Source organism: Mesorhizobium sp. M7A.F.Ca.CA.004.06.1.1 (genome assembly GCF_003999135.1).
GTDB lineage: Bacteria > Pseudomonadota > Alphaproteobacteria > Rhizobiales > Rhizobiaceae > Mesorhizobium.
The window spans coordinates 1-13,287 of the sequence record NZ_RZPQ01000078.1 but is presented as its reverse complement, the minus strand read 5'-3'; the positions used below and the strand labels follow the sequence as shown (position 1 = coordinate 13,287).

12 protein-coding genes are annotated in these 13,287 nt (G+C 62.3%); 3 read left to right on the top strand and 9 right to left on the bottom strand.

Annotated elements, in window-relative coordinates:
- The first annotated feature begins 61 nt into the window (after window positions 1-61).
- Both rimO and EN906_RS07690 read left to right on the top strand, forming a co-directional pair.
- A complete protein-coding gene (gene rimO / locus EN906_RS07695; RefSeq protein WP_127271065.1) occupies window positions 62-1,375 on the top strand; it encodes a 30S ribosomal protein S12 methylthiotransferase RimO in 1,314 nt (437 codons plus the stop codon).
- Window positions 1,376-1,473: 98 nt separating this feature from the next.
- Window positions 1,474-2,580: an acyltransferase gene (locus EN906_RS07690; RefSeq protein ID WP_127268997.1), complete on the top strand. Its 1,107-nt coding sequence runs from the start codon at window positions 1,474-1,476 to the stop codon at window positions 2,578-2,580.
- A gap of 45 nt (window positions 2,581-2,625) precedes the next feature.
- Here the strand turns inward: EN906_RS07690 and EN906_RS07685 are convergent, their stop codons facing one another.
- The 8 genes from EN906_RS07685 to EN906_RS07650 form a co-directional block, all read right to left on the bottom strand.
- On the bottom strand, window positions 2,626-3,693 hold the full coding sequence (locus EN906_RS07685; protein ID WP_127268998.1) for a BMP family ABC transporter substrate-binding protein: 1,068 nt from the start codon (window positions 3,691-3,693) through the stop codon (window positions 2,626-2,628).
- A 50-nt stretch (window positions 3,694-3,743) separates the two neighbouring features.
- Window positions 3,744-4,664, bottom strand: a complete 921-nt coding sequence (locus EN906_RS07680; protein WP_127268999.1) for an ABC transporter permease — start codon at window positions 4,662-4,664, stop codon at window positions 3,744-3,746.
- A complete protein-coding gene (locus tag EN906_RS07675) occupies window positions 4,664-5,794 on the bottom strand; it encodes an ABC transporter permease (protein ID WP_127269000.1) in 1,131 nt (376 codons plus the stop codon). The genes EN906_RS07680 and EN906_RS07675 overlap by 1 nt, the downstream gene beginning before the upstream one ends.
- On the bottom strand, window positions 5,791-7,368 hold the full coding sequence (locus EN906_RS07670) for an ABC transporter ATP-binding protein (RefSeq protein ID WP_164777124.1): 1,578 nt from the start codon (window positions 7,366-7,368) through the stop codon (window positions 5,791-5,793). Before EN906_RS07670 ends, EN906_RS07675 begins: the two co-directional genes overlap by 4 nt.
- Before the next feature lie 133 nt (window positions 7,369-7,501).
- Window positions 7,502-8,479, bottom strand: a complete 978-nt coding sequence (locus EN906_RS07665) for a quinone oxidoreductase (RefSeq protein ID WP_127272649.1) — start codon at window positions 8,477-8,479, stop codon at window positions 7,502-7,504.
- 44 nt (window positions 8,480-8,523) lie between these two features.
- Window positions 8,524-9,342 carry a phosphatidylcholine synthase gene (gene pcsA, locus EN906_RS07660; RefSeq protein ID WP_023811884.1) on the bottom strand — a complete coding sequence of 273 codons (819 nt, stop codon included), beginning with the start codon at window positions 9,340-9,342 and terminating at the stop codon, window positions 8,524-8,526.
- Entirely contained in the window at window positions 9,339-9,953 is a 615-nt protein-coding gene (locus tag EN906_RS07655) for a DUF1326 domain-containing protein (RefSeq protein ID WP_127271928.1), read from the bottom strand. The genes pcsA and EN906_RS07655 overlap by 4 nt, the downstream gene beginning before the upstream one ends.
- 14 nt (window positions 9,954-9,967) lie before the next feature.
- Window positions 9,968-10,906 (bottom strand): DUF2182 domain-containing protein, encoded by a 939-nt coding sequence (locus tag EN906_RS07650; RefSeq protein WP_127272650.1) that lies wholly within the window; start codon window positions 10,904-10,906, stop codon window positions 9,968-9,970.
- Window positions 10,907-10,977: 71 nt separating this feature from the next.
- On the opposite strand from EN906_RS07650, the gene EN906_RS07645 reads away from it, so the two are divergent.
- Window positions 10,978-12,189 (top strand): UbiH/UbiF family hydroxylase, encoded by a 1,212-nt coding sequence (locus tag EN906_RS07645; protein WP_127272651.1) that lies wholly within the window; start codon window positions 10,978-10,980, stop codon window positions 12,187-12,189.
- Here EN906_RS07645 and EN906_RS07640 read toward each other — a convergent pair.
- On the bottom strand, window positions 12,166-13,128 hold the full coding sequence (locus EN906_RS07640) for an AEC family transporter (protein ID WP_127272652.1): 963 nt from the start codon (window positions 13,126-13,128) through the stop codon (window positions 12,166-12,168). The two genes, EN906_RS07645 and EN906_RS07640, sit on opposite strands and share 24 nt — an antisense overlap.
- Window positions 13,129-13,287: the final 159 nt, after the last annotated feature.

Sequence of the window (13,287 nt, the reverse complement as noted above, 5' to 3'; positions counted from 1 at the left end):
TACCAATGCCGCAATAAGTGTGGTACTGCGCCGGCAATCCTGAAAAGCCCGGAAACGCTCTATGTCCGCTCCACGCGTGAGTTTTGTCAGTCTTGGATGCCCGAAGGCCCTTGTGGATTCGGAGCGCATCATCACGCGCCTGCGCGCCGAAGGTTACGAAATCGCCCGCAAGCATGACGGCGCCGACCTTGTCGTCGTCAACACTTGCGGCTTTCTCGATTCCGCTCGCGACGAGTCGCTCAACGCCATCGGCTCCGCGCTTTCGGAAAACGGCCGGGTGATCGTCACCGGTTGCCTGGGCGCCGAGCCGGACGTCATTCGCGAAAAGCACCCCAATGTGCTGGCGATCACCGGGCCGCAGGCCTATGAGAGCGTGATGGCTGCCGTGCATGAGGCCGCGCCGCCTTCGCACGACCCTTATGTCGATCTTTTGCCGCCGCAGGGTGTCAAGCTGACGCCGCGCCACTACGCCTATCTGAAAATTTCCGAAGGCTGCAACAACCGCTGTACCTTTTGCATCATTCCGGCACTGCGTGGCGACCTCGTCTCGCGGCCGGCGGCCGATGTGCTGCGCGAGGCCGAGAAACTGGCCAAGGCTGGGGTCAAGGAACTTCTGGTGATCTCACAGGACACCAGCGCCTACGGCATCGACATCAAGTATCAGACGTCGATGTTCGGCGACCGTGAGGTGCGCGCAAAATTCCTCGATCTGTCCGAGGAACTGGGCAAGCTCGGCATCTGGGTGCGCATGCACTATGTCTACCCCTACCCGCATGTCGCCGACGTCGTCCCGCTGATGGCAGAGGGCAAGATCCTCCCTTACCTGGATATCCCCTTCCAGCACGCTTCGCCGCAGGTGTTGAAGAACATGCGCCGGCCGGCACACGGCGAAAAGACGCTCGAGCGCATTCGCGGCTGGCGTGAGGTCTGCCCGGATCTGGCCATCCGCTCGACCTTCATCGTCGGCTTTCCCGGCGAGACGGACGACGATTTCGAGATGCTGCTCGACTGGCTCGACGAGGCCAAGATCGATCGCGCCGGCTGCTTCAAATACGAGTCGGTCCGCGGCGCCCGCTCCAACGATCTCGGTCTCGAACAGGTTCCCCAGGAGATCAAGGAGGCGCGCTGGCACCGTTTCATGCAGCGCCAGCAGAAGATTTCGGCAACGCAGCTGGCCAAGAAGGTCGGCAAGCGCCTGCCGGTGCTGATCGACGAGGCGCATGGCACGTCGGCAAAGGGCCGCACCAAATACGACGCGCCCGAGATCGATGGCTCGGTGCATATCCAATCGCGCCGCCCTTTGCGCCAGGGCGATATCGTCACCGTCAAGATCGACCGCGCCGACGCCTATGACCTTTATGGTTCGGCGGTCTGAGGGCCGTATTTACTACATCTGGCGATAGTTCAGCCTTTTAACCCGCTCAGCCGCGATCCGCTCTATGGTTTGCGGACCGGAGATGCGGGGAAATGCGGATGAACACCAGATCTGCGGAACAAAATTACATCGCGACGCTGGACCTGCTCAGGCTGGCGGCAGCACTTGCCGTCGTGTTCTTTCACTATTTCTTTCGCGGCGCGGCCGCCGAAGGCTACCTCGCGCAGGGCTATCCGCTTGCCGCACCGTTCGCCCTCTACGGCTATCTCGGCGTCAATCTGTTCTTCCTGATCAGCGGTTTCGTCATTGCCTGGTCGGCGGAAAACCGGAGCTGGGATCAGTTTGCGATCGCGCGGTTCGTTCGCCTCTATCCGGGTTTTCTGTTCTGCATGACGATCACCTTCGCAGTTCTCACCCTTGCCGGCACGCCGTTGCTTCCAGCCTCTTTCAGCCAGTACGTCGCCAACCTGTCGATGTTCGCGCCGGCCTTCGGCCAACCCTTCATGGACGGCGTCTACTGGTCGATCGTGCTTGAACTGGTGTTCTACGGATGGATCACGCTGGCCCTGTTCACCGGGCTCTTCCAGAAACGCAAGCTGGAGCTGATCTTCATCTGGCTGGCGATCTCGGCCTTGAACGAGTTCTTCATCGGCAGCGGCGGAGCCAGGCTGCTGTTCCTCACCGAGTTCGGCCCGTTCTTCGCCGCCGGCGTGCTGGTCCACCACATCCATTCGCATGACCGTTCTGTGCCGGCCCTGCTGCTGCTCGCCGCCGCGTTCCTGATCTCCTGCGGAACGCTGTCGGTGACGCAGCGCTGGATGCTCGGCCACTACGGCATTGCCGTCTCCTCGGCCAATCTTGTCTTCGCCAACGCCGTCATGCACGCGGCCCTGATCGGCGCGGTGCTGTTGCGCCACCGTGTGAGGGCATCGGCGCTCACCCTGGCGCTGGGCGGGCTGACCTATCCGCTCTATCTGCTGCATCAGGAGATCGGCTATCTCGCCATCAATGCGGCAACGCCCATTGTCGGCAAATGGATTGCCGCCCTTGGTTGCGTCGTGCTCATGCTTTTCATTTCGTGGGCGATCTGGCGCACCTGCGAACGACCGGTACAGCGGTTGCTCAGGTTCTGGCTCGGCCGTGTGGTCGATGCCGGACGAACGCGGTTTCATCGCCCCTCTGCCGGCGCACAGCCCGCCGAATGAAGAAGGGCGCCTCGCGGCGCCCCTCCGTCTCATGTCTCGCGCTGGTTATTTCGGCAGCTTGTCGTCGACGCCCTTCACATAAAAATTCATGCCGAGCAGCGTGCCGTCGTCGGCGACTTCGCCGTCCTTCAGCCACGGCGTGCCGTCCTGCTTGGCGATCGGTCCCGTGAAGGGGTTCCAGCCGTCGACGATCTTCTTTTCGGTGGCCTGCGCCATCGCTTTCACGTCGTCGGGCATGTTGGTGTAAGCGGACATCTTGACGGCACCGTCCTTGATGCCGAGCCAGACATTGCCAGGCTTCCACGTGCCGTCGAGGGCTGCCTGGACCCGGCTGATGTAATAGGGACCCCAATCATCGGTGATCGAAGTCAGCTGCGCCTTGGGCGCGAACTTGATCATGTCCGAAGACTGGCCAAAGCCCTTCAGGCCCCGCTCTTCGGCCACTTGCAGGGCAGCAGTCGAATCGGTGTGCTGGACGATGATGTCGGCCCCCTGGTCGAACAGCGCCTTGGCGGCGTCGGCTTCTTTGCCCGGATCGAACCATGTATTCACCCAGACGATCTTTGCCTTGAAGTTCGGGTTGATCGACTGGGCGCCGAGCATGAAGGAGTTGATGCCCATCACCACTTCCGGGATCGGGAAGGAAACGATGTAGCCGGCCACGCCGGCCTTCGATTCCTTGGCGGCGATCTGGCCGAGAATGTAGCGGCCTTCATAGAAGCGGGCATTGTAGATGCCAAGATTGTCCGATGTCTTGTAGCCGGTGGCGTGCTCGAACATCACCTTGGGAAATTTCTTGGCGACCTTCACTTCCGGGTCCATGAAGCCGAAGGAGGTGCCGAAGATGAGCTTGCAGCCTTCGCGCGCCAGGCGCTCGAAAGCGCGGTCGGCGTCGGGACCTTCCGAGACGTTTTCGAGATAGGCTGTTTCGACCTTGTCACCGAGCGCCTTCTCCACATCGAGACGGCCCTGGTCGTGCTGGTAGGAGTAGCCGAAGTCGCCGATCGGGCCGGTGTAGACCCAGCATGCCTTCAGCTTGTCCGCAGCTTCCGCCGTCACTGCCAGCGACATGGCGGCGGTCGTGGTCATCAGGGCAATAAGCAGTTTTTTCATTGTGTTACCTCTCTGAGTTAAGCCTTGGAGCTTCCCGTTTGTTTTTATTGTCAACGATCCGGAACGAATGGCTGCCCCAAGGAAGCCGGCGTGTTCATCATCGTCAGACGCTTGTTGCGCGAGATTAGAACGAGAACCACGATGGTTGCCAGATAGGGCAGCGAAGAAAGGAACTGTGAAGGCACTGGAATGCCAAAAGCCTGTGCATGAAGCTGGCCGATCCACACCGCGCCGAAGATGTAGGCGCCGGCCAGCACCCGCCATGGCCGCCAGGAGGCGAACACCACCAGCGCCAGCGCGATCCAGCCGCGGCCGGCGCTCATGTTCTCGACCCATTGCGGCGTGTAGACCAGCGACAGATGGCCGCCGGCAAGCCCGGCACAGGCGCCGCCGAAGATCACCGCGAGATAGCGATAGCGGATGACCTGGATGCCAAGCGCATGGGCCGAGGTGTGGCTGTCGCCGATCGAGCGCAGCGTCAGTCCGGTCCTTGTCTTGAACAGGAACCACATGACGGCCGCGGTGAGCGCGATCGAAATGTAGAAGATCGGGTCCTGACCGAACAGCAGCCTGCCGACGACAGGCATTTCCGTCAGACCGGGAATGTAGAGGTTGGGCAGCCTTTCGCCGGGTTGGCCGACAAAGCTGGTGCCCATCATGCCGGACAGGCCAAGGCCGAGCAGCGTCAGCGACAGGCCGGTCGCCACCTGGTTGGTGGCCAGCGACAGCGTCATGACGGCAAACAGCAGCGAGAACACCGCGCCCATGGCGATTGCCGCCAAAAGGCCGATCCAGGGCGAGCCGGTGAGATAGGTCGCGCCGAATCCGCCGACAGCGCCCATGATCATCATGCCCTCGACGCCGAGATTGAGCACGCCGGAGCGCTCGACCACCAGTTCGCCGATTGCCGCGATCAACAGGGGCGTTGCCGCCGTGGCGATGGTCAGAAGGATGTTTACGGTGATGTCCATCAACGGGCTTCCTTCAACTTTGGCGCGGCTTCGAGTTTCGCGGCACCTTCCGGCTTGGTCAGCGCCAGGCCGACCAGGCGAATGCGGTAGTGGATGAGCGTGTCGCAGCCGAGCACGAAGAACAGCAGCATGCCCTGGAACACCCGCGCCACCTTGTCGGAGATGCCGAGCGCGCTCTGCACCGCTTCGCCGCCGAGATAGGTCAGCGCCAGCACCAGACCGGCGGCAACGATGCCGAGCGGGTTGAGGCGGCCAAGGAAAGCCACGATGATGGCGGTGAAGCCATAGCCGGGCGAAATGACAGGCTGCAGTTGCCCGATAGCGCCCGAGACCTCGGAGATGCCGGCGAGACCCGCCAGAGCGCCTGACAGCAGGAAAGCAAAAAAGACCATGCGGTTGAGGCCGAAGCCGGCGAAGCGCCCTGCCCGCGGGCTTGAGCCCAGCACGCGCACCTCAAAACCTTTCAGCATGCGGCTCATCAGGATCCAGACCAGCACCGCGGCGACCAATGCGAAGACAAAACCCCAGTTTGCCCGTCCGGCATCCGGCATCAGCTCCGGCAACACGGCCGAATCGTTGAACTGGATGGTCTGCGGGAAACCATGGCCCTGCGGATCGCGCCAGGGTCCGCGCACCAGCCAATCAAGGAAGAGCTGCGCGACGTAGACCAGCATCAGGCTGGTCAGGATTTCGTTGGTGCCGAAGCGAGTCTTGAGCAGAGCCGGGATCGCGGCATAGGCCGCGCCGCCGACCATGCCGAGCAACAGCATCAGCGGCAGCACCAGCGGACCTTCGAACTGCGGAAACAGCACGGGAATCATCGAACCGGCAATGCCGCCGAGGATGAACTGGCCTTCGGCGCCGATGTTCCAGATGTTGGCCTTGTAGCAGACCGACAGGCCGACGGCGATCAGGATGAGCGGCGCTGCCTTGATCGCCAGCTCATGTAGCTGCCAGACCTGGCTGATCGGCTCGATAAAATAGATATTGAACGCGGTCAGCGGATTGACGCCGAGCAGCGCGAACATGACGGCGCCGGCAATGATGGTCAGCGCGAAGGCGATGAACGGCGACAGGGCCGAAAACAGCATGGAACGCTGCGGGCGTTTGACGAGTTCGAGGCGCATCATGCCGTCTCCAGCGAGTGTTCGGCGTGGCCTGGTTCGGCGCCGCCCATCAGCAAACCTACCTTTTCGAAGGTTGCCTCGGCGATCGGCATAGGTTTCGACAGCCCGCCATTGTGCATGACCGCGATCGCATCCGATATCTCGAACAGCTCGTCGAGATCCTGGCTGATCACCAGCACCGCCGATCCGCTGCGCGACAACTCGATCAAGGCCTGGCGGATATGAGCGGCAGCGCCCGCATCCACGCCCCAGGTCGGCTGGTTCACCACCATGACGCTTGGCCGGCGGTCGAGTTCACGGCCGACGATGAATTTCTGCAGATTGCCGCCCGAAAGGGCCGCGGCCTCCGGATCCGGCGCACTCTTGCGTACATCCATCGCCTCGATGATGCGTTGGGACGCGGCTTGGATGGCACCGCTCTTCACCATCCCGCCGGAACCGACGAACGCCTTGCCGTCGGTGGCATGGCGCGACAGCAGCAGGTTTTCGGAAAGCTTCATGCGCGGTGCCGCACCGTGGCCGAGGCGCTCCTCCGGCACGAAGGCAGCGCCCAGCAGTCGGCGCCCGGTGATGGTGAGGCCGCCTGCGTCCTTACCGCGAATGCGCACCGAGGATGCATCCTGCTGCGGCACTTCGCCTGAGACGGATTCGAAGAACTCGCCCTGGCCGTTGCCGGCGACGCCAGCGATGCCGATCACCTCGCCCGCCCGGACGTTCAGGTTGATGCCCTTGAGCGGGATCGAGAACGGTGTTGCCGGCTTGCGGCTGAGGTTGCGAATCTCGAGCAGCGGCTGCGCCGTGGCGATCCCCTCGACCGGCGCGCGCACCACGGCCTGCACCTCGTTGCCGACCATCATGCGGGCCAGCGAAGAGGCGGTTTCCTCGCGCGGGTTGCAATGGCCGACGACCTTGCCGTGACGCAGCACGGTGGCGCGGTCGCAGATGCGTTTGACCTCTTCGAGCCGGTGCGAAATGTAGAGGATGGATTTGCCTTCCGAACGCAGGCGCTCCAGCGTCTCGAACAGCTTGTCGGCTTCCTGCGGCGTCAGCACCGAGGTCGGCTCGTCCAGGATGATGAGCTGAGGCGTTTGCAACAGGCAACGGATGATTTCGATGCGTTGGCGTTCGCCTACCGACAGGTCGCCGACCAGCGATTCAGGATCGAGCGGCAGGCCGTAGCTGAAGGAAAGCGCCCTCGCCTTCGCAGCGATGCTGTTGATCGGCGAGCCGTCGTCCAGCGACAGGGCAATGTTTTCGGCCGCGGTCAGCGCCTCGAACAGCGAGAAGTGCTGGAACACCATACCGATACCGAGTTTTTTCGCGACGCCGGGGCTGGAAATCCTGACGGCCTGCCCGTTCCAGAAGATCTCGCCGGCATTGGGCTCCAGCGAACCGAACAGCATCTTCACCAGCGTCGACTTGCCGGCGCCGTTTTCGCCAAGCAGGGCGTGGATCTCACCCCTGGCGATGTCGAGATCGATATGATCGCACGCCGTCAGCGTGCCGAATATCTTGGTGAGGCCACGAACCTCAAGCAGGTTCGTGCCGTCGTGATTTGCACTCACAGTGCCTCCCATCTGGTTAGCCAGACATGTTCTGTGTTCCCGCAGGCATGGTAGGCGCGGCCGGCTCTCATCGGAAAGCGGCACACGTCTTGAAAGAGCTTCAAGAATTTCAGCGGAAATTCAAGGGATAGCAAGGCAGAACGAACTAAGGGATGAGAATGGTCGTCCCTGTGGTCCTGCGGCCCTCGAGGTCGGAATGCGCCTTGCCGGCGTCCTTCAGCGCGTAGCGCTGGTTGATCTTGATTTCGACCGCGCCGCTGAGCACGACCTCGAACAGGGCGGCGGCAGAAGCGTCGAGGTCCTCGCGTTTTGCGTTGTAGACGAACAGTGTCGGCCTTGTTGCGAACAGCGACCCCTTCTGTGCCAGCAATGACATGCTGAACGGCGGTATGGGTCCCGATGACTGGCCAAAGCTGACGAACATGCCAAGCGACCGCAGGCAGTCCAGCGAAGCCGGAAATGTGTCGTTGCCGACCGAATCGTAGACAACGTCGCATTTTTTGCCGCCGGTGATGGCGGCGACGCCGGCAACGAAATCCTGTTCCTTGTAGTTGATGACATGGTCGAAACCATGCGCCCTGGCGAGCTCGATCTTGTCGGACGAGCTGGCGGTGCCGATGACGGTGGCGCCGAGATGTTTTGCCCATTGGCCGAGGATCAGCCCGACGCCGCCTGCCGCGGCGTGGAACAGGATCGTGTCGCCGGCCTTCACCTTGAACGTCCGGCGCAGCAGATATTCCGCGGTCATGCCCTTCAGCATCATCGCCGCGGCCTGTTCGTCGCTGATGCCATCCGGAACCTTGACGACGCGGCTGGCATCGATGACGCGCTGTTGCGCGTAAGCGCCCGTCGTCACGGCATAGGCGATGCGATCGCCAGGCTTCAGCCAGTCGACGCCCTGGCCGACCTCCAGCACCACGCCGGCGGCTTCGCTGCCTGGCACGAGCGGGAAGCCGCCAGGCGGCGGGTAGAGGCCAGAGCGATGGTAGACATCGATGAAATTGAGGCCGATCGCGGTGTGCCGGACCAGGATCTGCCCGGATCCCGGCTGGCCGGGGTCAGCGTCCTCATAGGTCAGAACTTCCGGGCCGCCATTGGCGTGAATGCGGATCGCTTTCGACATTGCTAGGCTTCCTGTGGGGCTAGGCTTCCTGTGGGAGCGGCTGATCAAGCCTTTTTGGCACCGAGATTGGGAAAGAACTGCATGATGCCACCGATGCAGGCAAGGTAAAGCCCGGTGATGGTAATGCCGATCTTGGTGAAGGTGCTGACCTGTTCGCCCAGCACGCCGATCTGATCATAGAAGGCAGCGAGTGCCGCCTGGGCCAGGGCAAGCGCGCCGAAAGCGCACCACAAGAGAGTCATCCCAAGGTTGATGCGCCGCAGCCGCACCACCCGCACCGGGTGGATGAAGTTGATCGGCACGAAAGTCAGGACGCCGGCCACCACCACAACCGCGAACGAAACCCATTGTCCGGGCTCGATGACGAACAGGGTGAACACCACCATGTTCCAGACCACGGGGAATCCCTTGAAGAAATTCTCCTTCGTCTTCATGCCGGTGTCGGCATAGTAGATGGCGCTGGACACGACGATGATCGCCGCCGACAGGAAAGACAGGCCCTCGCCCATGAAGCCGCGCTGATAGAGCGCGAAGGCCGGGATCAGCACGTAGGTCACGTAGTCGATGATGTTGTCGAGCAGTTCGCCTGACCATGTCGGCAGGATCTCCTTGACCTCGAGCTTGCGCGCGATCGGTCCATCGATGCCGTCGACGAACAATGCCAGCCCGAGCCACCAGAACATTGCGGTCCAGCGCTCTTCGCTCGCCGCTACCAGCGACAGGAAGGCCAGGAATGACCCCGAGGCGGTCAAGAGGTGGACGGAGAACGCCCGCGCCTGTGGCCAGGTGACCTTCTTCTTCGGCCTGGGAATCCGGTCCGTGATCTTTTTGGCGGCTTTTCGGGCCGTTGTGTTCTTGCTCACGGGCCCCGCCAATCCAGCTTGCAGATTTCGGCCGAACGGCCGGCGAAATTCCAGTTGCGGCCGAAAGCCCGCATCTTGCTCTTGTCAGACCTTGCCACGACAATCTCGGGCGCGATCCAGTATTCCGAATTGCTGATCACCGTATCCTTGTCGCGATCCTTGCCGGGGATGGGTGTCACCGCCCCGTCGATAATCTTCGGTATCTGGAAGATACGCGTCTTGTCACGCGTCTCATAGGTGATCGGCACTTGTTCGACGCCGAGGAATTTGCCGACCAGGATGGAGAGCAGCGATGTGGTTCCGCCTGCCTTGCCCGTGAAGATCTTGGTCAGCGCCTTGACCGCGTAGACCGAGGCTCGGCTGTCGATGAACAGGCCGGCGGTCCAGTTGCCGCGGCTCATGTAGCCGGGGATTTCTATGATCAGCCCGAGATTGAGGCCGGACAGATCGACCTCACCGAAATGGCCTGCATCGATACGAAACCCCGCCCAGGTCTGGCAATAGCCTTCGGTCGGCGGATGATTGCCAAGCGATAGCACGCAGGGGCAAAAAACCGTGCAATTGCAGGAGAGTACGAGCTCTCCCTTCATCGCCCAGCTCTGGTCTGCCATCGATTTTCCCCCACTCATAGCGAGACTACTAGCAGCGCGGCTGCCCAGACAAGCAGTATCGCACCGGCCAGCCGGGTTGGAACCCTGCTGGCTGTTTGTTTTTCGATCAGGGTGAACAGCCCGATCAACGCCATCCAGAAAATGTTCATGACGCCAACGGCGAACATCACCAGCATCAAGGCCCAGCAGCAGCCGAGACACCACAGACCTTGCGCGACACCGAGCCGAAAGATGTTAAGGGGCCTTGCGCTCCAGTTCGAAAACAGGACCGAGAACGGGTTCTTGCATTTCTTCAGGCAAGCTTCCTTGAGGCCGCTGAACTGGTAGAGGCCGGCAATCACGAGAGCGAGCGCACCGGCAAGGCCGACGACCGGATCGAGCATCCCGGCTGACGAGGCGAATGCATGGACGGCCAAGGTCAGCGCCGCGAACATCATTGAAGCGGCGAGCCAGACGCTTAGGTAACCGGCGACCAGCACCAGCGGGTGAACGACCGGTTCGCCCTTGATGCGAGCCGTGTCAGTGATTTCGCAATAGGTGCGGATCATCGGCGCCGCCGAAGGCAGCATCATCGCGACCGCCATCAGGAGCCACATGAAAACGAGCGCGCCGGCCTGCAAGCCGAGATCTGCGTCCAAGGGCACCGGTGAGAGGCACAGCACAAAGAACCGTTCCAGGAAATCGGGCAGCGGCAGTGGCGGCAGGCTGCGCAGGATCCTGTCGCCAGGGGCGCCGACGCCCGCAATCCCTGTTTCAGCCCCGCGGATTGCCATCGCCGCAAGAGACAGCCAGGCAAGCAGGATGCAAGCGCCGACAACGACGTTTACCGTGACGCGAGGATTGCGCGCGATGCCGGCCATGGCGCGGCCGGCGCGGTCGAGATGCCTGAAGTCGTCCTGCTGGCCGGTCATGACATCCGAATGGGCCGAATCGCCGCGTTGATCAAGCGGCATGATCTGACCTATATGCTCATCGAACGGCAGGTCGGGTGGACCCGCCTCGCATTGCAAGCCGGAAGCCGATCTTGGAGCATCAGCAAACTGCGCGGATACTGGTTGCCGGCACGGGGCCGGCAGGGCTGATCGCGGCGCTCGGTTTTGCCGCCGAAGGTTTCCCGGTGACACTGGTCGGGCCGGAGGCCACCGCTCCCGATGGCCGCACGACAGCCCTGATGAACCCTGCCTTGAAAGTGCTCGACCGGCTTGGCGTGCTCGAAGCCGTCAAATCCAAGGCGGCGCCCCTGAAAGTGATGCGCATCGTCGACGCCACCAGCCGGCTGATCCGCAGCCCGGTCGTCACCTTCCGCGCCAGCGAGATCGACGAGGACCAGTTCGGGCTGAACCTTCCCAACAGCGTCCTCAACCCGGCACTCGCCAGCGCCGTTGCCGCGCATGCCGGCATCGACCGGCTGATGTCGATAGTGGCGAACTGGCATCTCGATGCCGAGCACGCCCGTGCCGTCCTGGCCGACGGCAGCACGGTCGACGCATCGCTTGCGGTCGCCGCCGATGGGCGGTTGTCACCGGCGCGCCAGGCGGCCGGCATCTCGACCTCGGCCCGGTCCTACCCGCAGGCAGCTCTCGTCCTCAATTTCGGCCATAGCGGCGACCACGCTTTCACCTCGACGGAATTCCACACCGAGACCGGTCCGTTCACGCAGGTCCCGTTGCCCGGCAATCGCTCCAGCCTGGTCTGGGTGGTCAAGCCCGAGACCGCGACCGACCTCGCCGCACTGGACGATACGACGCTTTCTCAGCGGGTTGAACAGCAGATGCAGTCGATGCTGGGCCGGGTGACGGTCGAGCCGGGCCGGCAGATCTATCCGCTTTCGGCGGTGACGCCACTGCGTTTCGCCCGAGATCGGGTGGCGCTGGTCGGCGAAGCCGCCCATGTGTTTCCGCCGATTGGTGCGCAAGGCCTCAATCTCGGCATCAGGGACGTCGACGATCTGGTTGGAATCGCTTGTGAAAATCGAGCGGACCCGGGTGCAGCCAAGGCGCTTGCGGCTTACGATTTCAAGCGCCGCCCCGATATTCTGGCGCGTAGCGGTGCGGTCAACCTGCTCAACATGTCGCTGCTTTCCGACATGCTGCCGGCCCAGATGGCCCGCGTGGCCGGGCTCGGCGTGCTCGGTGGCTTCGCGCCGCTTCGGGCTTTTTTCATGCGCGAGGGGCTTCGTCCAGGCAGCGGTTTTGCCGCGCTTGCCGGCGGGTTAGGGAAACAGGTCCGGCGCTAGGATATCGTGCCGGATCAGGTAGAGCAGCCCGGTGACAGTCACGACCGACAGGCAGGTTGTGATCAGCACACTGGCCGACACGCGCTGTACCCAGACGCCATACTGCTGGGCGATGACGAAGACGTTGGTGGCGGTCGGCAACGCCGCCAGAAGCACCGCCGAGAAGACCCATGTCTCAGAGAAATTGCCGATCCAGCTCAACACGACATAGCAGAGCAAAGGGTGCAGGATCAGTTTCAGTGCCGCAATCGGAACCATCTCGTGCGGGACGCGATTGAGCGGCCTGAGCGCCAGCGTGACGCCCATGGCAAACAGCGCGCAAGGTGCGGCCGCCCGGGAAAGATATTCCAGAAATCGCTCCACCGGCACGGGCGGTCGAAAGCCGATATAGGCGGCGCCGACGCCCAGGGCGGTTGCGATGATGAACGGGTGCAGCACGCTCTTGCGCACGACACCGAGCGCAAGCCGGAGAGGCGTGGTCTTGTCGTCGCCCGACAGCGCCATCATCATGGGTGCGATGGCGAAATGCATGATGTTCTCGAAACAGAAGATCAAGGCGACCGGCACAGCCGCCTCCTCGCCGAAGGCCAGCAATGCCAGCCCCGGTCCCATATAGCCGATATTGCCATAGGCGGCCGCGAGCGCCTTGATGGTCGATTGCGCTATCTCGCCGCGCGAGGTCAGGACCGACCCCATGAACATCAAGGAAAATATCATGAAGGTCGAGACGACCGAACCGAAGATGAAGCGCCATTCCGTCAGGTCTTCGAACGGCGTCTTGGCAAGCAGTTGGAAGAAAAGTGCCGGCAGCGCGACATAGACGATGAACGTGTTCATCCAGCCGAGCGCCTCCAGCGGCTGCCTGGTGATGCGCGCCACCAGGAACCCGACAAAAATCAAGCCGAAGAACGGAAGAACAAGACCGATGACGTCAGACATTTTTATGCTGGTCCGAAACCCTGGCGCCGGGCTAGCCCGTTGCTTAATAGGGCGTCAAGCGCCTCGGGATTGAATTGATGCGCGGTCTGCGCCAAATAAGCCCAAGGAATTCAGTGGTGAGTACGATGAAAGCAGCCAAATTCGCGATCGGACAGGTGG